Origin of the sequence: Pelotomaculum propionicicum, from assembly GCF_004369225.1 — a bacterium.
Lineage (GTDB): Bacteria > Bacillota > Desulfotomaculia > Desulfotomaculales > Pelotomaculaceae > Pelotomaculum_B > Pelotomaculum_B propionicicum.
This window is the reverse complement of record NZ_QFFZ01000038.1, coordinates 13,250-34,351: the sequence shown is the minus strand read 5'-3', so window position 1 is coordinate 34,351 and position 21,102 is coordinate 13,250. Positions and strand designations below refer to the sequence as shown.

The window sequence follows — 21,102 nt, the reverse complement described above, 5'->3', positions numbered from 1 at the left end:
GGCACCCGCCGACAGACACGTAGGCGGGTCGGCCAGGGAAGGCCCGTGGCCGTAATCCTGGCGTGTACGCCGCCGAGAAGTCAGACACCGGTATAGTACCGAAGAAGGAGCCGAACAAAATTGGCTGACCAATGGCGGAGGCGCTGGAGGGAAGGCCGGTGGCCAAGGGAAATTCTGAAGAGACGACTGTGAACTGTACACAGAGACAGGGGGAAGCATTGAGCGGGCTCGACAGAATACGTGAAGCAGCGAGGAGAGACAAGAATCTTCGTTTCACCAGCCTAATGCACCATATCACAGTGGATCTGCTCCGGGATGCATATAATGCTTTAAAGCGTAATGCGACCCCTGGAGTAGACGGAGTGACATGGCAGCAGTACGGTGAGAATTTAGAGGAAAACTTATCAAACCTCCACCAGAGTGTACAAAGTGGCAGATATCGCGCAACGCCCTCAAAGCGGGTATGGCTACCCAAGCCGGACGGGAAGCAACGCCCGATTGGCATAGCGGTGTTGGAGGATAAGATAGTCCAACAGGCAGTAGTTTGGGTACTAAACCAGATATACGAAGAGGACTTTGTAGGTTTCAGCTACGGATTCCGACCGGGACGCAGCCAGCACAACGCATTGGATGCACTATGGGTAGGAATCACACAGCGGAAAGTAAACTGGGTATTGGATGCAGACATACGCAGTTTTTTTTGACACCGTTGACCACGAATGGCTGATGAAGTTCATGGAGCACCGTATTGCAGACTCACGGGTGCTTCGCCTGATACGCAAATGGCTCAGAGCGGGAGTATCCGAAGAAGGACAATGGTCAAAGACGACGGTGGGCACACCTCAAGGTGGCTTATGCAAAGAAAGTAATTATGCAAAGTAAGGCTCTGAAAAGGGGATAAAACCTGAAATATTCTTTGTTTAACTTTGCATAATCTCCCATGATGAAGGTACGAGCAAATCGCTCACACCATCATTAAGGGGGAATAATCCGTGCAAAAACAACCACTGGCCAAACTGCTTAAAGACATTGAACAGGAAATGATCAGGCTTCATTACACCAAAGGGACGCTGACCTTTTACCGCAGACGCTGGAAGATGCTGACGAAATTTGCGAAAGAACGGGGGGAAACCGAGTATTCAGAACAACTGGGATTTGACTTTGTTGAACACCATTTTGGCCTATTGAAAAAAGATGCCCACCCTGAAAAAAAGAAGGGGAATGCACTCCCTGCGCCATACCTTAGCCAGCAAGCTGCTGGAAAAAGAAACACCCCTCTCTGTCATTAGTGATATTCTTGGCCATACCGATCCCGACTCAACCAAAGTCTACCTGAAGGTGGATCTTGGAAAACTGAGAGAATGCGCCCTGGATCTTGAGGAGGGAAACGGCGATGTGTAAGATCGAATATGCCGGCCCCTTCAAGGATCATCTCAAAAGTCACATTGAATTAAAACAGGCCATCGGATACAAATATGTGACCGAAGCCAGGCATCTGAAACGCTTTGACCAGTTCACACTGGAGAAGTATCCGAATGCCACCTCCCTTACCAAAGAGATCGTCCTGGACTGGTGCAGCAAACAACCCCATGAAGCGCAGGCAAACCAATGTGCCCGGGCATAACACAAACCGGTATACCATTTTATCAGATACAGCCCTTTTTGTGCTGCGAGAGTATTTCAGAAAATACCTTTCATCTGCAAGCTGCAGGCCCGAAGATTGGCTGTTCCCGGGACAAAATAAAAAAGAGCACATTCATGTTAAAACCATAAAGAATACCCTGATCAAGTTGCGCAACCGGCTGCAACTGGACCAGAATATTTCCGCCCACACCTTGCGGCACTGCTTTGCCACTCATGCCTTAGAAGATGGAATCGATCCCGTGTTCATCCAGCAAATGCTGGGGCATAAGCATCTACAGACCACACTCTGCTACCTGCACATGACCTCAAAGAGTCTTATGGGTATCAAGAGCCCCCTTGACACCTGCTATGGCAGCACAAAATGACTACCGTACAGGCAGCTTTCCTTCAATTTTATGCCAGGTACAAGCGAAGCCATACTACATCTACGCAGCAAGCCAAGGCCTCTAGCGACATCATGCGCTGCAGGACTGCAGCTTTGGGAGGACACACTGTTGTATGTGATGAATGCGGCCATAAGGCTGTACGCTACAATTCATGCAGGAACCGGCACTGTCCTTTATGTCAGGGTGTGGCCAGAGCTGTTTGGGTGGACCAGAGGAGCAAAGATGTTCTAAACGCCCCATATTTCCATGTGGTTTTTACAATGCCCAGGCAGCTTCACCAACTAATTTATCAAAACCAGGAACTGCTTTATGGTTTAATGTACAAGGCTGTTGCTGAAACTCTTACCGAGCTTGCCAAAGACAAAAAATATCTGGGCGCCCAGGCTGGATTTTTTTCCCTGCTGCACACCTGGGGACAGGATTTGCACTATCATCCGCATATCCATACGGTGGTACTGGCGGGCGGGCTAACAAAAACTAGGCCAATGGCAAAGCAGCAGCAAAAAGTTCTTTATTCCTGTAAAGGTACTGTCAAAAAAATTCCGCGGTAAATATCTGCACTACTTAAAGCAGTACTTCCGCCAAAACCTGCTTAAGTTTCATGGGGATGCCCAAGAGTACCAGAGTCCAAAGCTTTTCCTGGGTTTACTGGACCGGTGTTATGCCCTGGACTGGTACACTTACACAAAAGAGACTTTTTCAGGTCCCCTGGCGGTTGTGCAATACCTGGGAAGGTACACGCACCGGATTGCCATATCCAACTACCGGATGGTTTCAATGGATGAGCATACGGTGACATTTACCGTAAGAGACCGTAAATGCGGCAGCCGGACAAGGACTCTAACGCTAAAAGGCGTTGAATTTATCAGGCGTTTTTTGATGCATATACTGCCCAAAGGTTTTGTTAAAATCAGGCACTATGGACTGCTTGCCAACCGGAACAAAAAGACAAAGCTTAGGCTGTGCAGAAAACTGACCGGCAGTCCTCTTTACAAGCCAAAGTATGAAGGCCTTAATACTATTGAGATCCTTTGTGCTCTTGTAGGCAGGGATATAACGGTTTGTCCGGTATGCGGTAAAGGCAAAACGCAGGTGGTTCACTTGTTATACCCAAGCGCTTCACCATGATGTTACTGAAATTAAATACATTACTACAAAAACCCATTTGTGGGGAGGGGGAAAGTATGTCTAAAGCAAGCCGATTTAATGTAAAAAGATACACAGCATGCAAATAAAGAGGAATAAAATAGAAGAAAGCAAATATTTAAATTCAGTAACAAAAGATTCAAATCCCATAGGTTAACCAATCGCGACTTCGTTCTTCTGGGCCAATCAAAAATTTTGCGTGTAAGGTTTTGGTGTAGGGTATTGTTAAGGCTCAACAGTCAGATATTATCTGATGGTTGAGCCTCTCTCATGCGCAAAACTTCCGATTGATCCCTTGAAGAACCGTCCCCGTTTGTTGCCAGTTTATAGCCTACTGCCGCTGCAAAGGCGGTTTTTTTGTTTTGGAAAGGATCATATTTCCAGCCTGTCCAAAATAGAATTACCTAGGGGGTGATCAATAATGGCAGGCGGGATTGTTCTGATTGTTACTGTTATATTTCTGGCAGTAATTTCGGTAAGAGAAAGGATCCGTACGCGATTGATGCGGGAGAAGGACTGGGGTTTTATAGGTGAGACAAAGGCGAGTCAGATTTCCCAGGCGCTGGCTAATCTGATTGGGGTGGCTGGCGGGATTTACCTGACCCTGATGGTAGCGGCTACCTTTTTGGAATTACAGCTGCCGGCCCGCGTACATTTTGGCGGCATCAGCATGGAACCGCTGGCAGCCATCTCGATTATAATTGCACTGGCACAGCCCTTCGCGGTTTCGGCTATGAACGCCTGGCGCCGGCTATGAACTCAATTGACTGCGGGAGGGAAAGAAAATGCGTATGTGCGAGCTTGTTGGAAAAGAAATCGTTAATATTTGCAACGGCAGCCGCCTTGGTGTGGTGGGGGATTCCGACATGGCTATAAATATTGACTCAGGTGAAATTCAATCGATCATACTCCCGAGAAAAAGCAACTTTATTAATCTATGGGTAGAAAGGCAGCACCTGATCATTCCCTGGGAGGCGGTCAGGAAGGTTGGTGCTGAGGTAATCATTGTTGAGCTGGACCAGACCAACCCACTTTATAAGCGCTGCTTAGTCTAAAAAAAGTAGATCTTAAGCCCAGACAGGTCAGCAAGTCAGGTTTGTATACAGAGCCGTCCATGGTGTTGAAACCCGCTTGGCTCCTCTGCTCCGCGTCTAGTAAACTACAGCTCGCTTCGGGCGAAATTGGACCGCCTTCAATTCGCCGTCCTGGCTCAGTTCAGGCTTTCGCGGAATACGTTGGGGACATACCTCGTCCATAGAGAAAAGCCTCAGATAGAGGTGTGTCGCCTGACCGCTGTCCCCGCTCATCCAATTTCGCAACCTCAGCTTCGCTAAGTTTACTGACGACGCTTCGCAATGGAGCAGCTTGTTTCAACACCATGGACTTAGTTTTATCTTGTTTTGCTTACACTCAGACCAGTGACAGGTCATGGGTTTTTCTTTTTTATTAAACCAAATTTATGGATTTGTTATTAACAACGCCTCTGGTTGACATACTAAACTAGGAAAACAGATTAAAAACGGGAGGCGGACTATGGCCCGGCAGCACAGGGTTGAAATAATTAAAAAAATTTGCGAAATGCGCGGATCTTCGGTTCTATGCTATATCACCGGTGACCGCGACAATGTAAATACCAGGATCGCCCCGGACGTTACGCAGGTTTTTTACAGGCACCTGGAAATGTATGGGGATACCAAACAGATAGACCTGTTTATTTACACACGCGGGGGTGATGTGCTGACGCCCTGGAGGTTGGTACACCTGATACGTGAGTACACGCCGCGTTTTTGTGTGCTGGTTCCCTACAGGTGCTACAGCGCCGGGACTTTGCTTTGTCTTGGGGCTGATGAGATAGTCATGGGCAAGATGGCGGAATTGGGCCCGATAGATCCCAGTGTGGTTAACGCCTTTAACCCGCAGGACCCCAACAACCCTGCCGCCAGAATTCCAGTCAATATAGAAGATGTTTATTCCTACCTGGCACTGGCGGGAGAAAAAGTGGGAGCCTACAGCATCGACCAGCAGGTCCAGGCCTTTACACTGCTTGTGGAAAGAATTCACCCCCTGGCGCTCGGCAATGTCCAGCGCAATTATATGCTGATCAGGTCACTTGCCAAAAAACTGCTGGCCATGTGCCAGCCGCCGCCGCCTGAAGGGCGAATTGAGCATATTGTGGACAATCTTACTGAAAAGCTTTATGCCCACAGCCATATGATTTCCAGACGTGAAGCAGCTGGAGAAATCAACCTTGCGGTTATGTTTCCGGACAGCAGGCTTGAGCCCCTGATGTGGTCTTTATATCAGGATTATGCGGAGGAGCTTTCACTCAATGAACCTTTTAACCCCCAGGACCATCTTAGAGGGGTAAGGAGTGAGTTTGAAGTGACCAGCGGGTATGTGGAGTCTCTGTACGGCTCGGACGCGTTCATATTCTCAGGTGTTTTGGAAAGGCGCGATTATCCTGAGCCCGGGCAGGTCAAGGTAACCATATTAAAACAAAGGTGGAGAACAACATCGTAGAGGAGGGGTTAATGGTATGGCAGATAAGTCACAGAAAAACCTGGTAGTCTTTAATTACCAGAACAATGAAACAAAGTATTACTTTTTAACAGGCGGCTCTGGATACCCGCTGGCAGATTTTATGCCCCTGAGTGCTTTGGGGGAAGGTGGGGCGGCAGCAGGCCTGGTCGTTGCGGAAAAGATACAAAAAACAACCAATACGGTTCCATGGACTGATATACCAAATCTTGAGCTGAAGCAGTAAAAGCCACTTGATTATGAAGTGGCTTTTCAATAACAGGGAGAGTAGTTCATATTTCTGATTAATATAACTTGATTCTATTGTATTAACAAGGTTTAACAAGTGTAATATAAAGTTTCATTTTATAGATTCAAAGCTTTAGTTATAAATTTGATCTATTATTTAAATTATAATTAATTATATAGTCTGTATTGACATATTTTTTTAGATATAAGAAAATTAAGTTTATATAAGATTGGTCAATAATAACATTTCTATTTTTTACAGGAGGTGCCGAATTGATCAGGGTTATGGTTACCGGGGCCTACGGCCGCATGGGCCGTGAGGTTTTAAAAACAGTGTGGCATGCTGAAGACATGGATCTGGTGGGAGCTGTTGACGGAAGGGGTGAAGGAGTCGATATCGGCCCGCTGATCGGTATTGATGAAGTCGGCATATCTATTGAGAATAATCTCGAAGAAGCTATAAAACGTATGCGGCCGGATGCTGTTGTGGACTTTACCGGCCCCCAGGCTGTTTACAGCAACACCATCTGCTGTCTGGAGCACAAGGTCAGGCCGATTGTCGGAGCAACAGGCATGGACCCTGGCCAGATCAATGAAATAGTTAAGCTTTCAGAACAAATCAGGGTCGGCGGGTTAATCGCGCCCAACTTTGCCATCGGTGCGATTCTTATGATGAGGTTTGCCTGTGAAGCTGTCCGTTTTTTACCTGACGTGGAAATTATTGAGCTTCATCATGACCAGAAGGTGGACGCCCCGTCGGGCACGGCAATTAAAACAGCGGAAGCTATTTTCGAACAAAGGGAAAACGAGTACAGCCAGGGTTTGCCGACGGAAATGGAAACACTTGAGGGAGCCCGGGGCGGCAAGTTTCACGGTGGGATCCGCATCCACAGCGTCAGGCTGCCGGGACTTGTAGCCCACCAGGAAGTGATTTTTGGCGGTTTAGGACAAACACTGACCATAAGACATGATTCCATTACAAGAGAATCATTTATGCCGGGTGTCCTCTTGGCCATCCGGAAAACAATGAACCTGGAGAGGGTGGTATATGGGCTGGACAAGCTGCTCTTTGAATAAAACAACTTAAGAATGAACAGGCACCTCCGTTTCCTGAAACTCATATACTGTTGGTAAAAGTGAGACAAAGTCTCTTAAAGGAGATTTGGGGGACGTGCAGATAAGTCTGGATGGTATGGAAATTGCCGTTTTAGGCGGGGACACCAGGGAATTGTACCTGATAGAGGAGCTGTCAGGCAGTGGCGCACTGTTAAGAGTTGCCGGGCTGCCTGTTAAAAGCGGGTTAAAAAACGTTTTTAGCTGCAGTGACCCCGGTGATTGCCTTGACGGCGTCCACACGGTTATCCTCCCGGTGCCGGGAGTAAACGAAAATGGATTTCTATACTGTGCCCTGGCTGAACAGCCTCTTCCTTTCACCGGGGAACTGGCAGCGAAAATTCCGGCCAATATCCCGGTTTTTGTTGGAGTAGCTGGCCGTCTGCTGGCCAAGATCGCGTCAGAAGCCGGCTTGCGGCTCATTGAGCTGATGAAGAGGGATGAAGTCGCTATTTTGAATTCCATACCAACCGCGGAAGGCGCTGTACAGATGGCCATGGAAATGCTGCCGGTTACCATTCACGGCTGCAGCGCCTTCGTTCTGGGCTTCGGCCGCACCGGTGCGACTTTGGCACGCCTGCTTGGGGTAATGGGGGCAAAAACCAGCGTTTTGGCCAGGAGGCCTGAGTACTTGGCCAGGATTACGGAGCTGAACCTCAGGCCTCTGCCCTTTAAAGACATAACCGCTTACCTGCCTGAGGCTGATGTGATTTTTAACACTGTCCCAGCCATGGTATTAAACGGTGAGGTACTGGAAAAGTTGTCCCCCGGGACGGTAATCATCGATCTTGCTTCCGCACCCGGCGGCGTAGACTTCCAGAAAGCTGAAAGCTTGGGCATAAAAGCTGTCCTGGCGCCGGGGCTGCCCGGCAAAGTAGCGCCTAAAACAGCGGGCAGAATTCTGGCTCAGGTTATTTCCAGGCTTTTGTTGGAGGTAACAGCCGGCAGTTAGTTGGCTTTGGTTTACGGAGGTGCTTTTATGAGTTTGAAAGGGATCAAAGTCGGATTTTGTTTGACTGCGTCTTATTGCTGTATGGAACAGGTCATGCCTCAGGTGCGGCACCTGGTTGATGAAGGGGCGGAAGTGTTTCCAATCATAAGTACCGCTGTCGATACCATAGATACAAAGTACGGTACAAGCTGGAAGTGGAAAAAGATGCTCCTTGATATAACTGGTCGCAAGGCATTCAGTACAATGGTTGAGGTAGAGTGTGTAGGTCCTCAGAAATTATTTGATATTATTGTAGTGGCGCCCTGTACTGGGAACACCTTGGCCAAAATAGCCAACGGCATCACCGATAGCCCTGTGTTAATGTCGGTAAAATCCCACTTACGCAATCAACGTCCAGTGGTACTGGCCATATCATCCAACGACGGGCTCGGGATGAACGCCAAGAACATCGGGCTGCTGCTCAATGCTAAAAATATATACATGGTGCCTTTCGGACAGGATAATCCGGTAGAAAAACCGAATTCCTTAGTAGCCAGGTGGGAACTGATCGCGGATACAATCATAGAAGCTCTAAAAGGCAAGCAGTATCAACCAGTTTTAGTTTCTTATCAACCTTCGTAAAAAAAGTTTAGTAATTACCGGGATAATACCTGTTGATTTTTTTTAAAATTCAATTAATAATTGTATATAGTTTCTAAATAACAATTTTAGTATGAAAAGTGAGCTGATTGGCAGCAGCCGCCGGCTTTAAAATATATAACAAAAATTTTCACATCGAGGTGAAAGAGATTTGGAACAATACAATGTGGTCATCGTTGGCGCCGCCGGCGCAGTTGGACAGGAACTGATCAGGATTCTGGAAGAACGGAACTTTCCGGTAGGAGAGCTTAGACTATGTGCGACAACCCGCTCTGCGGGCAAGGAAATGCTCTTCAGAGGCAAGCCTTATATTGTTGAGGCTACTACTCCTGATTCTTTTCAGGGGATGGATATCGCCCTATTCGCCGGCGGCGCGGCCAGTAAGGAATTCGGGCCGGCGGCGGTTGAGCGGGGAGCGGTTGTCATTGATAACAGCAGCAATTTCAGGATGGACCCCGCGGTTCCGCTGGTAGTGCCTGAGGTGAACCCGGAGGATGTCAAGTGGCACAAGGGGATTATCGCGAACCCCAACTGTTCAACCATCCAAATGGTGGTTGCCCTCAAGCCGATTCATGACGCAGCCAGAATTAAAAGGGTGGTTGTGGCGACCTACCAGGCGGTTTCGGGAGCGGGACGGGAAGGAATAGACGAACTGGTGTCACAGACTGGTGATGTCCTTGCGGGGGGCGAGGCCAGCCCCAAAGTATTCCAATACCAGATTGCCTTTAACCTGATACCGCACATAGATGTTTTCATGGACATGGATTATACCAAAGAAGAGTGGAAGATGGTCAGGGAGACTCAAAAAATACTGCATGACGACTCCGTAGCTATTACCGCAACCACAGTAAGGGTGCCGGTATATCGCAGCCATTCGGAAGCTATAAACATTGAAACGGAGAAAAAAGTCACAGCCGCTGAGGCCAAAAAGTTATTTGAAGAATTTCCAGGCATAATAGTACTGGATGACCCGGCAAACAAAAAGTATCCCATGCCGCTTTTTACCTCCAATCTTGATGAGGTGTTTATTGGGCGGATCAGGGAGGATAATTCCATACCAAACGGCTTGAATATATGGGTGGTAGCGGACCAAATCCGTAAGGGCGCTGCTACCAATGCAGTTCAGATCGCAGAACTTGTAGTAAAATACGGCAGCTTTTTAAAATAATATTCCTTCCTTACTTTCGATTGCCGGCACCCTGAAGATGATCTAAGGAGACCGGTCTATGAATTTTATTGTTCAGAAGTTTGGGGGAACTTCACTTAGCAGCGATGATTTGCGTGCGAAAGCTGCCGCGAAAATAGCCGGGGCCAGGCAGGAAGGTTACGTGCCCGTGGTTGTTGTTTCCGCGATCGGGCGACTAGGTGACCCCTATGCTACAGATACGCTGCTTTCTTTTGCCCAGGACAGCGGCAATGAGCTGCCGCCAAGAGAATCGGACCTGTTAATGCACTGCGGCGAGATAATATCCGGAGTGATCATGGCCGCCGCCATACAGAAGACAGGCTGCCCCGCGGTTTTTCTAACCGGCGCGCAGGCCGGGATCATAACTGACAGCTCGTTTAATAACGCCAGGATCCTAAGAATTAACCCGGAAAATATAATACGGCATGCCAGGGAAGGAAAGGTAGTGGTGGTGGCGGGTTTTCAGGGTGTAACGGCGGAAGGCGAGGTCACCACGCTGGGCAGGGGCGGCAGCGATACCACAGCGGCTGCGCTTGGTGTGGCCCTGGACGCGGCGCAAATTGATATCTATACTGACGTGGACGGCATTATGACGGCGGACCCGCGCATCGTTAACGATGCCAGGCCGTTGGATGTTGTAACATATAATGAAATCTGCCAGCTGGCGCACGAGGGAGCCAAGGTGATTCACCCGCGCGCGGTGGAAATTGCCATGCAGAAAGGGATTCCCCTGAGGATAAAATGCACCTTCAGTGACGCGCCGGGAACTTTGGTAACATCACGTGAGGAAGTTTTTAAAGGGGCTATTGATATCACCAGTGACCGGACTATAACCGGCATAACCCATATACAGGATATCACCAGGATTAAAGTTGTTACAAAAGATGCCGGAGACGTGCCTGATTTTCAGAAGCGAATTTTTAAAGCTATGGCACTGGCCGGGATCAGTGTAGACTTTATCAACGTGCATCCGGAGGCAGTATTTTTCACTGTGAAAAATACGGTTGCGGCGAAGGCTGTTCAGATCCTGGTGAATATGGGGATCTGCCCCGAGGTGCTGCCGGATTGCGCCAAAGTCGCGGCTGTGGGCGCCGCGATGACAGGTGTGCCGGGAGTAATGGCTAAAATAGTGGAGGCCCTGGCAGAAGAAGGTATCCAAATTTTGCAGTCTGCCGATTCTTATACTACAATATGGGTACTGGTTAAAATGGAAGACGCGGGTAAAAGCATCCGCGCTTTGCACGAGAAGTTCAGCCGGGAAATGTAGTAGAGCCAGAGGGAATTTTCTAAAAGAGGGTGAAAGACTTGAACATTGATTTTGGACGTGTTTTGACAGCCATGGTTACACCTTTCAACAAGGACTTGAGTGTAAACTTCGACCTGGCGAGAAAACTGGCCAGGCATTTAATCAAATCCGGATCCGACGGGCTTGTCTTGACCGGCAGTACAGGAGAAAGCCCCACACTTGCCAAAGAAGAGAAGATTGAACTGTACAGAGTGGTAGTTGAAGAGGTGGGAGGCAAGGCTTCAGTAATAGCAAATACCGGCGGTAATTCAACAGCGGAAAGTATCAAACTCACCCAGGCCGCTCAAAAAGTTGGTATTGACGGTGTCATGCTGGTGGCGCCTTATTATAATAAACCTTCCCAGGAAGGCTGCTTCAAACATTTTAAGACGGTGGCCGAGAGCACCGACCTGCCGGTTATACTGTATAATATTCCCGGCAGGACTTCCATAAACGTACTGCCTCAGACTATAGCCAGGCTGTCTGAGATAAATAACATCGTGGCAGTCAAGGAATCCAGCGGCAATATGGACCAGGTCAGTGAGTTAAGTCTCTTATTGCCGGATAACTTTTCTATTTACAGCGGTGATGACTCTTTAACCTTGCCCATCTTGGCGCTGGGCGGCAAGGGTGTTATTAGCGTGGCGTCACATTTGGTTGGCGAACGAATGCAGGACATGGTCAACGCCTTTACTTCGGGCAATATAACCCTGGCAACAGAAATACATCTTGAACTGTTCCCTTTATTCAAAGGAATGTTTATTACAACCAACCCTGTTCCCATCAAGTACGGCTTGAGTTTGGCGGGTTGGCAGGTAGGCCCGCCCAGGCTGCCCCTGGTAGAGGCCAATGATTCCGAGAAAGAATCACTCAAGGCTCTATTGGAAGGCTACAATCTTTAAATGCATTGTGAATAAAGGCTGCGGTATTTTTGCCGCGGCCTTAAATACGGATATGATGTTGTTTAAGATGGTAGAATAAATTATAATTATAACCAAGTTCAAGAAATCGGCACTAAAACTGCAGTCAAATTGTGTTTCCCCGCCTTCTCCTTAACTTGTCTCACCATTCCGGTAAATTTTTTTTATGTAAGGGTAGGGAGGTGCGGAATTGGCAAAAGAACCCAAATTGTCCCTTATTCCTCTGGGAGGACTGGGGGAAATCGGCAAAAACATGATGGCGGTGAGACTTGGGGAAAACATTTTAATTATTGACTGCGGTTTAATGTTTCCAGAAGAGGAAATGCTCGGTATAGACATAGTTATCCCGGACATTACTTATTTGCTGGATAATAGGGAATCTGTACTCGGGATTGTGCTGACCCACGGCCATGAGGACCATATCGGCGCCCTGCCGTATGTGCTGCGGCATTTAAACGTGCCTGTGTACGGTACTAAACTGACCCTTGGTTTGCTGCAGGGAAAACTCAAGGAGCAAAACGTCCTGGGTGAGGCTTTGCTGCATACGGTAAAACCAAGGGACATCGTTCAGATAGGTCCTTTTAAGGTGGAATTTATCAGGGTTTCACACAGCATTCCTGACGCCATAGCAGTAGCTTTGCATACACCGATGGGGGTTGTGTTCCATACCGGTGACTTTAAGTTCGACTTGACCCCCGTGGACGGACAGGTTACCGATTTTCACCGGCTGGCCCAGTTAGGGGAAAAAGGCGTCCTGGTTCTGTTGTCCGACAGCACTAACGCGGAAAAGCCCGGCTATACCATGTCCGAGCGGGTAGTCGGCAACACCTTTGACGAAAACTTTCGCCAGGCTACGGAGCGAATTATTATTACCACCTTCGCTTCAAACGTGCACAGGCTGCAGCAGGCGATCCAGACCGCCGAAAAGCATGGCCGCAAGGTTGCCGTTGTTGGCAGGAGTATGGTAAATGTAATCACTGTAGCCAATGAACTGGGCTATATGGATATTCCGGACGGTCTCCTGATTGATCTCGACGAAGCCAACAAGATGCCCAGGAACAAGATAGTTATTCTCACCACAGGCAGCCAGGGTGAGCCGATGTCGGCCTTGACCAGGATGGCATTTTCCGACCACCGGCAGGTGGACATTATGCCGGGCGATACGATCATTATCTCGGCGACGCCCATACCAGGCAATGAAAAGCTGGTAGCCCGCATTATTGACCAGCTTTTCAAGCAGGGAGCGCGGGTTATTTACGAGACAGCCTCCGAAATCCACGTATCCGGGCACCCTAACCAGGAGGAACTGAAGCTGATGCTCAACCTGGTCCGGCCTAAATTTTTTGTACCTGTGCACGGGGAATACAGGATGCTCATAAAGCATGCTGAACTGGCCAAGGATGTCGGCATCCAGCCTGAAAACATTTTTGTTGCTGAAAATGGACAGGTACTGGAATTCAGCCGCCGTTCAGGACGTATGACCGGCAGGGTGACCGCCGGGAGGGTGCTGGTCGACGGGCTGGGCGTCGGAGACGTGGGCAGCATTGTTTTAAAGGACCGCAAGCTGCTTTCCCAGGACGGCATCCTGATCGTGGTCCTGACCATCGACCACGCGACTGGAGAGGTTGTAGCCGGCCCGGACATTGTCTCAAGGGGTTTTGTCTACGTAAGGGAGTCGGAACAGCTTCTGGAGGAAGCCAAGGCCAGGGTTAAGAGCGCTTTGGAAAAATGTTCGGAAAAGGGCGTCTCAGAGTGGTCGTCAATAAAATCTCAGGTAAGAGATGCTCTGAGCAAATTTCTTTACGAAAAAACAAGGAGAAGGCCAATGGTTTTACCAATCATCATGGAGATTTAGTAGAAAGCCGCTGCCAGGCGGCTTTTATTTTGTCATATTGATGCTGCCCCACTGCGCCATTGACTCCAGTATAGGCATCAGTGTTTTTCCTTTCTCGGTAAGAGAGTACTCGACTTTAGGCGGGATTTGATTGTATTGCTTTCTATGAACTAAACCGCTGTTTTCCAATTCTTTCAGCTGCTGACTCAATGTTTTGTGCGCGATTGACCGCAGGGAGTCTTTTAAAACACCATACCGGATTACTTCCTGCCGGGATATCTGCCATAAGATTGCCCATTTCCACTTGCCGCCAAGGATCGATAAGGTATAATTTACAGGGCATTTTATTACTTCTTTTTCCATACTCATGCCGGGGCTCCTTTACTTACTTTTTATTTAGTATATAACAAAAAAGTGCATACTTAACAGATCTAAAACTAGGATATAAAATAATAAAGTATATAGAAAATAAGTTTCGGATGGAGGTTTCACTCATGAAAGAAGTACTGGACATTTTGAATGACCGCTCAGCTATTGGATATCTGGCTACAGTTGACGATGGAAAGCCCAGGGTCAGGCCGTGGGGATTTATGTTTGAGGAAAACGGCAGGCTCTATTTTTGCACGTCCAGCGAAAAGGACGTTTATAAACAGCTCACCAGTGTGCCATATATCGAATACTCTAAAACAACAAAAGACATGGTCTGGGTAAGAGTAAGCGGGAAAATCCAATTCGACGAGGATATCAAGAAAAAAGAAAGAATGTTTGAGGCAGCGCCTATGCTCGAAGGACTTTACCAGACACCGGACAACCCCGTTTTCAAAGCTTTCTATTTAGAACATGGAAAAGCTGTAATCAATGACTTTTCACCAGAGCCGCCAAGAATTTTTGAGTTCTGATCAGCTTTGACACCTATCAGTTTGAAGATTATGCAAAGGTGGTCGCCGACCGTTTTGACCCTGAGAAAAAAGCACAGAGAAGAAAGGAAGTATTCCCTATTGACTGTCAAAAAGCTTTTGAAATGGGAGCCAGGCTTTTCCTGTAATCATATTGAGTGAAACTCTGGATGATAAAAATAAAATGGTATAATATTTAATTAAAATCAGGCAAGATAAAAAAAATGAAAGGAGTTAACACTATGGAAGCAATTATACTACGGCGAAGTGTACGGGATTATTTAGATAAGGCAATTCCCGATGATTTAATTACCGAACTTTTGGAGGCGGGGATGTGCGCACCGTCAGCGGGGAACGAACGTCCATGGCACTTTGTTGTCCTCACTGAACGTTCTTTAATGGAAGGTATTACAAAATTCCACCCGCATTCCAAAATGCTGAAGCACGCTCCCGCGGCGATTATTGTCTGCGCGGATTTGAACCGGAATAAATATCCTGGTGTTGACTACTGGGTTCAGGACTGCGCTGCTGCGACAGAGAACATTCTAATTGCCGCCCAGGCAAAGGGACTCGGGGCATGCTGGCTGGGGATGTATCCCAGAGAGGAACGGGTGGAAGGGTTGCGGCGCTTGCTCAAAACCCCGCAGCATATAGTCCCGTTTTCCGGGATTGCTCTAGGCTACCCGGCTTCAGCAAAGAACCCCGGCCCGCGCTATGATGAAACCAGGGTGCATCGCAACGGCTGGTAAGAGGAAGCAGAAAAACGGTTTATCCCAAAAAAAATGCCAAATGACAAGAAATACTAAAATAAAACTGACTGCTCCTTGTCAAAAGGCAAAAGAAGTAGAGAATATATTGTTGGGGAAAAGTAAGAGTTAAGCTTTTTTAGCTTGCATTATATTTAAGCAATATTCATGCCAGCATATTTAGCAATTAAAAAAGCACAGACTTATGAGGCCGTGCCAACACTTTTCCGGGCTAAATACTTGTCTAAGGAAGGCTTAGTCTCCTAATACTCCCTGTTTTTAATGTTTCTTAAGTAAAGATAAATTTTCAATACGTGAAAATTGTCATGTAAAACATGATAATTTTCACGTATTATATTTTGGGTAGATATAGATGTTATGTTAATCACGTTCCATCTTTCTTGTGTAAATATTATATTTCTTCTTTTTTTTAGTTAATGTAGATTCTTCCAAACCGAGTTTTTCAGCTGCTTCATATAAATTGTAACCCTCCCATAAAGATATTCAAAACCTGACAAAATGTTATTTTTTATGTAGACAGATAAGCCGCGTGTATTTCCAGTTCATTTTTTTGTAGAATTCCAAAGCACGGGTATTGTCTCTATCAGCTAGCAGTTCTAAACGTCTCGCTCCTTTTTGAACTGCCCAACTCTCAACCGAAAAGAGCAGGTTTTTCCCTATCCCGTATCTTCTATAGCCGTCTTCAACTACCAAGTCTTCGATTAAAGCAGCCAACCCGCCTTCGGCGGTAGATACAAGAAGCTGTGCCGTGCACATTCCCACGATCTTTTGATTTATTTCCGCTGCCATTACACATCGATTGTCAGGGTTACCCAGCATAATTTCCAGACCGCGTCTTTGCTTGGATTCGTCGACAGCAAAATCGGTTTCTATTGAAAACAAGATTCCCAGCAATCTAATTAAGCTGCTTATGTCGTTTAGATTTGCCCTTCTGATAAGATACTGCGGTACAACGCCAGTCATTTTCTTTCCACTCCTAAAGTCCTTTAACCTTACATAAAGATATCAGGTTGGTAAGTTTCAGTGTACTCAAATAATAACATAATTTATAACAAGTCAACAAATTTTGATGATTTTAAAGTATATTTTTTTTACAACTGAAAATGCGTATAAATTTCTCTTGCTTTCATTGATATCATCTGATATCTTAAAATTAATCCATGTATTGAAAAGACAATAAAATAAATGCAACGGGGAGCTGAAGCGATTCAGCTGAGAAAGAATGTAAGTTCTGACCCAATGAACCTGATCTGGGTAATGCCAGCGTAGGGAATGCAAAGACGTTAATTAGGTGCGTTTCTAGCCTTTTACCCATTCAGGGTAAAAGGCTATTTCAATTTTGGGGGGGTGGTTGGCACAGCTTTGCATTTAAAATGGATGGAGGGATTAGATGAGAACCGTTTTGACTATCGCGGGCTCTGATTCCTGCGGCGGCGCGGGCATCCAGGCGGACCTGAAAACTTTCAGCGCGCTGGGAGCATACGGCATGAGCGTAATCACCGCAATCACCGCCCAGAACACCATGGGCGTTTTCGATGTGCGGGAACTGGATGTTGATATCATTAAAAAGCAGATCGACTACCTCTATGAAGATATCAGAATCGACGCCGTCAAAGTGGGTATGGTGTCGAGTATAGAAATAATTGATGTGATTGGCGAGTGCCTGAAAAAGAACAATGCTGTTAATATTGTGGTCGACCCGGTTATGGTCTCCAAGAGCGGCTACCACCTGCTGCGGGAGGAAGCCAAGGATGAACTGTTTAAGGTGTTGTTTCCCCTGGCTGAAGTGGTAACACCTAATTTGTTCGAGGCGGAACTTATTACCGGTGCTAAAATTGAAAACCTGGAGCAGATGAAAGAAGCGGCTGTGAAGATTCATAATCTCGGAGTAAGAAAAGTGATTGTAAAAGGCGGTCACTTAACCGGTGACGCGGTTGATGTGCTGTATGACGGCGAAAGCTTTGAGTATTTAACAGGGACAAGGATAGAAACAAAGAACACGCACGGCACCGGGTGTACCTTTTCCTCAGCCATAGCCGCCCTGCTGGCCAGGGGATACACCTTTCAGAAAGCGGCCAGGCTGGCGAAGGAATATATCAACGGTGCTATCGAACATTCATTGGAAATTGGACATGGTGTAGGACCTACCAATCATTTTTGGAATCTATTTAAAAAGGATGGATGTATAAATGAGCCAAGCGAGTAAAACAGGAGGATTCAGCTTTTTTACGCTCTGGTTCGGAGCAGCCGTCTCCCTGGCGGAGATAATGACAGGAAGCCTGATCGCGCCTCTTGGCCTGAAACAGGGTTTATTCGTAATCCTGACCGGGCACCTGATTGGCGCACTGATTCTGGCGTTGGTCGGAGTAATCGGTTTTAAAGAAAAAAGCCCCTCCTTAAAATCCAGCCGCCTGTCGCTGGGCAAATACGGGTCATACATTATTTCATTCTTTAATATCATCCAGCTTATCGGCTGGACGGCGATTATGCTTATTCAGAGCGCCAGGTCGCTGCAGTCGATCACTGGCAAGCTCTTCGGTTTTGAAAACTTTTATATTTTAGTGGTAATCACAGGCGTTCTGGTTCTGATATGGGCTTTGAATACCGAAAGTGCGATTAACACAGTAAACAATGTTGCTGTGGTGCTTCTTCTGGTTTTATGTTTGCTTATGCTGAAATCGGTTATGGCAGGCAATGAAATAAAAGAAATAGCTTCAAACATTTCCTTCGGAGCGGCGCTTGAACTTAGTATTATTATGCCGCTGACCTGGCTGCCTCTGATTTCTGATTACACCATGCTGGGCAAAAGTGCCAGGGGCAGCTTCTGAGGCAGTTTCGCGGGATATTTTATCGGAAGCTCATTTATGTATGTGATAGGGCTGGTTTCCTCAATATACGCGGGCACACCAGACCCAATTGGAGTATTAACCAGCCTCAACCTGGGGTTTTCAGCCTTGCTTGTGGTGCTGTTGTCAACTGTCACCACTACCTTCCTTGATGTGTATTCCGCCGTTATGTCAACACTAAACCTGTCTTCAAAAGTGTCCAAGAAAAACCTGATTATAATCTTTGGCGCCCTGGGCATACTGCTGGCCATGTATTTCCCCATGGAGCATTATGAGAATTTCCTCTACATGATCGGCTCACTTTTCGCGCCCGTTTTCTCAGTTGTAATTGCAGATTACTTTATTTATAAAGACAACCGGTCCGGAGAGTTGTTCAATGTGCTCGGCCTGGCGGCGTCAGCGGTCGGAGTGGCTTCATACTATATAGTTATTGAGCAGGACCTGCTTATTGGCGCAACCATGCCGGCCATGGCGATTACACTGGTTGTGTACGCTCTTTTCAGGTTTATAAAAAAAGTTCTGGTTTTAAAGGGGGAGGAGAAATATGCTCAGTAGTATTGCCGGAGTATTGAGATCCGTACGGGAAAAGACCCCGCTGGTCCAGGCCATTACCAACTATGTGACCATAAACGACTGTGCCAATATACTGCTTTGTTTTGGGGCCTCACCGGCAATGTGTGAAGCGAAAACCGAGGTCGAGGATTTTACTGGCCTGATCTCATCATTATACATTAATATCGGCACTTTAACAGAGGAACAAAAAGAAGCGGCGTTACTCGCCGCCAGGAAGGCCTCAGAGCTGAACAAGCCTATTGTTTTGGACCCGGTTGCCTGCTGCGCTATCCCCAGAAAAATGACCATAATTAAGGAACTGTTTGAAAATGCCAAAATCTCCGTGATTAAAGGAAATACCGGTGAAATAAAATTTCTCGCGGGATATGCTGGAAAGGTAAGGGGTGTTGATTCCATAGATGACGGGCAGGGGGCGGTTGAAGCCTGTGTGTCTCTGGCCAGACAGTATAACACAATAGTTGCGGCTACTGGGGAAACTGACATAATCACGGACGGTGAGAGGGTCTGCTTTATTCACAACCAAACGCCCATGCTGACCAGGATCACAGGGGCGGGCTGTATGGTTGGCGCGCTTACCGCAGCGGCGGCAGGTGTCACTGAAGACAGGTTTACTTCCAGCGCCGCCGCGCTAATGGCTATGAGTTTGGCCGGGGAAATGGCGGCTAATTCTCTGGAGAAGCAGCTGCCCGGGACCTTCAGGATGAGGTTGTTTGACTGCCTGCACAACCTGACTGAAGAGGACATCTTAAATGGAGGGAAGATATCATGCCTGTAGATTACAGCCTTTATCTGGTTACCGACAGGGGCATACTCAAAGGCAGAAGTCTTTTTGCAGCGGTGGAAGAGGCCATAAGGGGCGGAGTAAGCCTTTTGCAGCTGAGGGAAAAGAACGTGTGCAGCAGGGATTTTTACCATATTGCCTTAGAATTAAAAGAGCTGGCCAATTCCTGTAATGTACCGCTGATCATCAACGACAGGCTGGATATAGCTCTGGCTGTGGATGCGGACGGGCTGCACGTGGGTCAGGAAGACCTGCCCCTGGAGGTTGCCAGAAAACTCCTCGGGCCGGATAAAATACTGGGCTACTCCGTGTCCAACACTGCTGAGGCGGCTTATGGTGAGAAAAACGGCGCCGATTATCTCGGGGCAGGGCCGGTATACCCTACCGGCAGCAAGCTTGACACAGTTGATCCCATAGGTGTTGAAGTGATTAAAACAATTAAGGAAAGCGTTTCCATACCCGTCGTGGCTATTGGCGGAATCAGCCGGTCCAATGCGGCTGAAGTGAAAAAATCAGGAGTTGACGGTCTTTCCGTGATTTCCGCGATTTTGGGCAGCCCGCAGGTTGAGGAAAACGCCAGGTGCCTGAAAAATATCTGGAGGGCATAATGAGTATAGTCATTTTCATAGATTTTGACGGCACCATCACCAAAAAAGACACCTGCGCGGCTATGGTGGAGGCTTTTGCGGACAGCGGCTGGGAGGAGATCAACGCCAAGTGGGAGAGGAAGGAGATCTCCACTGAAGAATGCGCCAATATGACCTTTAAGCTGTTCCGGGCAGGCCTCAGTGAAGTGAAAAAACTGATCGAAACCATGGAAATAGATGACTACTTCAAGGACTTTCTTAGTTACTGCAGGGACAAGGGTTATCAGGTTTATGTGCTGAGCGACGGGTACGATTTTTGTCTTGAAACCGTATTTAAAAAGTATAAGATAGAGGTGCCGTATTTCGCCAACAGGATGATCTATAAGCAGGGTTTTGAAATAAAGTGTCTCAATGCCAACCCTGACTGCGGTATTTGCGGCACCTGTAAAACAAAGCTGATGGAGCGGCTGAAGGGTGAAGGAGACCTGGTCATATATGTTGGGGACGGGTATTCCGACACCTGCCCGGCCATGAAGGCTGACATTATTTTTGCCAGGAGCACCCTTTATAAATACTGCAGGGAAAATGGTGTCAGCGCCAGGTATTTTGCAAGCTTCGATGATATTATTTCTTTCCTGCAAACCCGGTAATGTCAGGTGCGGCAGCTGAAAAAACTCTTCTGAACTAAAATACACTGGTGTATGCCCGTGTATTTTTTTTGTTATAAAAGCATACTAAAGGTGCTGACAGAGAGAGTTTTATATTAAAAATTGTCTGGAGT

26 protein-coding genes, 1 pseudogene and 1 riboswitch are annotated in these 21,102 nt (G+C 47.3%); of the genes and pseudogenes, 25 read left to right on the top strand and 2 right to left on the bottom strand.

The genetic code is table 11. From position 1 onward, the window contains the following. Positions 1-158 precede the first annotated feature (158 nt). The 17 genes and pseudogenes from Pmgp_RS14415 (at position 159) to Pmgp_RS14335 (ending at position 13,892) form a co-directional block, all read left to right on the top strand. Positions 159-704: a reverse transcriptase domain-containing protein gene (locus Pmgp_RS14415; protein ID WP_205078045.1), complete on the top strand. Its 546-nt coding sequence runs from the start codon at positions 159-161 to the stop codon at positions 702-704. A gap of 288 nt (positions 705-992) precedes the next feature. Continuing rightward, entirely contained in the window at positions 993-1,289 is a 297-nt protein-coding gene (locus Pmgp_RS14410; protein WP_134214676.1) for a hypothetical protein, read from the top strand. Beyond that, entirely contained in the window at positions 1,195-1,401 is a 207-nt protein-coding gene (locus Pmgp_RS14405) for a tyrosine-type recombinase/integrase (RefSeq protein ID WP_134214675.1), read from the top strand. The genes Pmgp_RS14410 and Pmgp_RS14405 overlap by 95 nt, the downstream gene beginning before the upstream one ends. Beyond that, positions 1,394-1,624 carry a hypothetical protein gene (locus Pmgp_RS14400; RefSeq protein WP_134214674.1) on the top strand — a complete coding sequence of 77 codons (231 nt, stop codon included), beginning with the start codon at positions 1,394-1,396 and terminating at the stop codon, positions 1,622-1,624. Before Pmgp_RS14405 ends, Pmgp_RS14400 begins: the two co-directional genes overlap by 8 nt. After that, complete coding sequence (locus Pmgp_RS14395; RefSeq protein ID WP_243119870.1) at positions 1,590-2,009, top strand: tyrosine-type recombinase/integrase; 420 nt, start codon at positions 1,590-1,592, stop codon at positions 2,007-2,009. Before Pmgp_RS14400 ends, Pmgp_RS14395 begins: the two co-directional genes overlap by 35 nt. Continuing rightward, positions 2,006-3,158, top strand: a pseudogene (locus tag Pmgp_RS20935) (IS91 family transposase). Before Pmgp_RS14395 ends, Pmgp_RS20935 begins: the two are co-directional and overlap by 4 nt. A 439-nt stretch (positions 3,159-3,597) precedes the next feature. Next, positions 3,598-3,933, top strand: a complete 336-nt coding sequence (locus Pmgp_RS14385; protein WP_134214673.1) for a hypothetical protein — start codon at positions 3,598-3,600, stop codon at positions 3,931-3,933. A gap of 28 nt (positions 3,934-3,961) precedes the next feature. After that, a complete protein-coding gene (locus Pmgp_RS14380) occupies positions 3,962-4,231 on the top strand; it encodes a YlmC/YmxH family sporulation protein (protein WP_134214672.1) in 270 nt (89 codons plus the stop codon). A 478-nt stretch (positions 4,232-4,709) separates the two neighbouring features. Next, positions 4,710-5,696: an SDH family Clp fold serine proteinase gene (locus Pmgp_RS14375; RefSeq protein WP_134214671.1), complete on the top strand. Its 987-nt coding sequence runs from the start codon at positions 4,710-4,712 to the stop codon at positions 5,694-5,696. A 16-nt stretch (positions 5,697-5,712) separates the two neighbouring features. Continuing rightward, positions 5,713-5,940, top strand: a complete 228-nt coding sequence (locus Pmgp_RS14370; protein WP_134214670.1) for a hypothetical protein — start codon at positions 5,713-5,715, stop codon at positions 5,938-5,940. A gap of 275 nt (positions 5,941-6,215) precedes the next feature. Beyond that, a complete protein-coding gene (gene dapB / locus Pmgp_RS14365) occupies positions 6,216-7,019 on the top strand; it encodes a 4-hydroxy-tetrahydrodipicolinate reductase (protein ID WP_134214669.1) in 804 nt (267 codons plus the stop codon). Positions 7,020-7,113: 94 nt separating this feature from the next. Then, positions 7,114-8,007 (top strand): dipicolinate synthase subunit DpsA, encoded by an 894-nt coding sequence (gene dpsA / locus Pmgp_RS14360; RefSeq protein ID WP_134214668.1) that lies wholly within the window; start codon positions 7,114-7,116, stop codon positions 8,005-8,007. A gap of 27 nt (positions 8,008-8,034) precedes the next feature. After that, positions 8,035-8,628 (top strand): dipicolinate synthase subunit B, encoded by a 594-nt coding sequence (locus Pmgp_RS14355; protein ID WP_134214667.1) that lies wholly within the window; start codon positions 8,035-8,037, stop codon positions 8,626-8,628. Positions 8,629-8,797: 169 nt separating this feature from the next. Further along, on the top strand, positions 8,798-9,814 hold the full coding sequence (locus Pmgp_RS14350) for an aspartate-semialdehyde dehydrogenase (protein WP_134214666.1): 1,017 nt from the start codon (positions 8,798-8,800) through the stop codon (positions 9,812-9,814). Positions 9,815-9,872: 58 nt separating this feature from the next. Then, the gene (dapG, locus tag Pmgp_RS14345; RefSeq protein ID WP_134214665.1) at positions 9,873-11,099 is read left to right on the top strand and encodes an aspartate kinase; all 1,227 of its coding nucleotides are present in this window, start codon (positions 9,873-9,875) and stop codon (positions 11,097-11,099) included. A gap of 38 nt (positions 11,100-11,137) precedes the next feature. Then, positions 11,138-12,019 carry a 4-hydroxy-tetrahydrodipicolinate synthase gene (dapA, locus tag Pmgp_RS14340; RefSeq protein ID WP_134214664.1) on the top strand — a complete coding sequence of 294 codons (882 nt, stop codon included), beginning with the start codon at positions 11,138-11,140 and terminating at the stop codon, positions 12,017-12,019. A 208-nt stretch (positions 12,020-12,227) separates the two neighbouring features. Continuing rightward, positions 12,228-13,892, top strand: coding sequence for a ribonuclease J (locus Pmgp_RS14335; RefSeq protein WP_134214663.1), 1,665 nt, complete (start codon positions 12,228-12,230; stop codon positions 13,890-13,892). Between the two features lie 24 nt (positions 13,893-13,916). Here Pmgp_RS14335 and Pmgp_RS14330 read toward each other — a convergent pair whose 3' ends face one another. Beyond that, positions 13,917-14,240 (bottom strand): winged helix-turn-helix transcriptional regulator, encoded by a 324-nt coding sequence (locus Pmgp_RS14330; protein WP_205078043.1) that lies wholly within the window; start codon positions 14,238-14,240, stop codon positions 13,917-13,919. Positions 14,241-14,365: 125 nt separating this feature from the next. Between Pmgp_RS14330 and Pmgp_RS14325 the strand changes: the two genes are divergently transcribed. Together Pmgp_RS14325 and Pmgp_RS14315 are read left to right on the top strand one after the other, a co-directional pair. After that, positions 14,366-14,770 (top strand): pyridoxamine 5'-phosphate oxidase family protein, encoded by a 405-nt coding sequence (locus tag Pmgp_RS14325; RefSeq protein WP_134214662.1) that lies wholly within the window; start codon positions 14,366-14,368, stop codon positions 14,768-14,770. A gap of 239 nt (positions 14,771-15,009) precedes the next feature. After that, the gene (locus Pmgp_RS14315) at positions 15,010-15,516 is read left to right on the top strand and encodes a nitroreductase family protein (protein WP_134214661.1); all 507 of its coding nucleotides are present in this window, start codon (positions 15,010-15,012) and stop codon (positions 15,514-15,516) included. 519 nt (positions 15,517-16,035) lie between these two features. On the opposite strand, the gene Pmgp_RS14310 is transcribed toward Pmgp_RS14315, so the two are convergent. Beyond that, positions 16,036-16,497 (bottom strand): GNAT family N-acetyltransferase, encoded by a 462-nt coding sequence (locus Pmgp_RS14310; protein WP_134214660.1) that lies wholly within the window; start codon positions 16,495-16,497, stop codon positions 16,036-16,038. A gap of 218 nt (positions 16,498-16,715) precedes the next feature. Continuing rightward, a riboswitch (TPP riboswitch) is annotated at positions 16,716-16,823 on the top strand. A 101-nt stretch (positions 16,824-16,924) separates the two neighbouring features. Between Pmgp_RS14310 and thiD the strand changes: the two genes are divergently transcribed. From thiD to Pmgp_RS14285, 6 genes are read left to right on the top strand one after another with little or no spacing between them, the layout of a single operon-like run. Next, positions 16,925-17,740, top strand: coding sequence for a bifunctional hydroxymethylpyrimidine kinase/phosphomethylpyrimidine kinase (gene thiD, locus Pmgp_RS14305; RefSeq protein WP_134214659.1), 816 nt, complete (start codon positions 16,925-16,927; stop codon positions 17,738-17,740). Continuing rightward, positions 17,724-18,362, top strand: coding sequence for a cytosine permease (locus Pmgp_RS20360; RefSeq protein ID WP_243119867.1), 639 nt, complete (start codon positions 17,724-17,726; stop codon positions 18,360-18,362). Before thiD ends, Pmgp_RS20360 begins: the two co-directional genes overlap by 17 nt. A 36-nt stretch (positions 18,363-18,398) precedes the next feature. After that, positions 18,399-18,935 (top strand): SLC5/6 family protein, encoded by a 537-nt coding sequence (locus Pmgp_RS20355; RefSeq protein WP_243119866.1) that lies wholly within the window; start codon positions 18,399-18,401, stop codon positions 18,933-18,935. Continuing rightward, entirely contained in the window at positions 18,925-19,728 is an 804-nt protein-coding gene (gene thiM / locus Pmgp_RS14295; RefSeq protein WP_134214658.1) for a hydroxyethylthiazole kinase, read from the top strand. Before Pmgp_RS20355 ends, thiM begins: the two co-directional genes overlap by 11 nt. Beyond that, positions 19,719-20,342 carry a thiamine phosphate synthase gene (thiE, locus tag Pmgp_RS14290; protein ID WP_134214657.1) on the top strand — a complete coding sequence of 208 codons (624 nt, stop codon included), beginning with the start codon at positions 19,719-19,721 and terminating at the stop codon, positions 20,340-20,342. Before thiM ends, thiE begins: the two co-directional genes overlap by 10 nt. Continuing rightward, positions 20,342-20,971 carry an MtnX-like HAD-IB family phosphatase gene (locus Pmgp_RS14285; protein WP_134214656.1) on the top strand — a complete coding sequence of 210 codons (630 nt, stop codon included), beginning with the start codon at positions 20,342-20,344 and terminating at the stop codon, positions 20,969-20,971. Before thiE ends, Pmgp_RS14285 begins: the two co-directional genes overlap by 1 nt. The last annotated feature ends 131 nt before the right edge of the window (positions 20,972-21,102 follow it).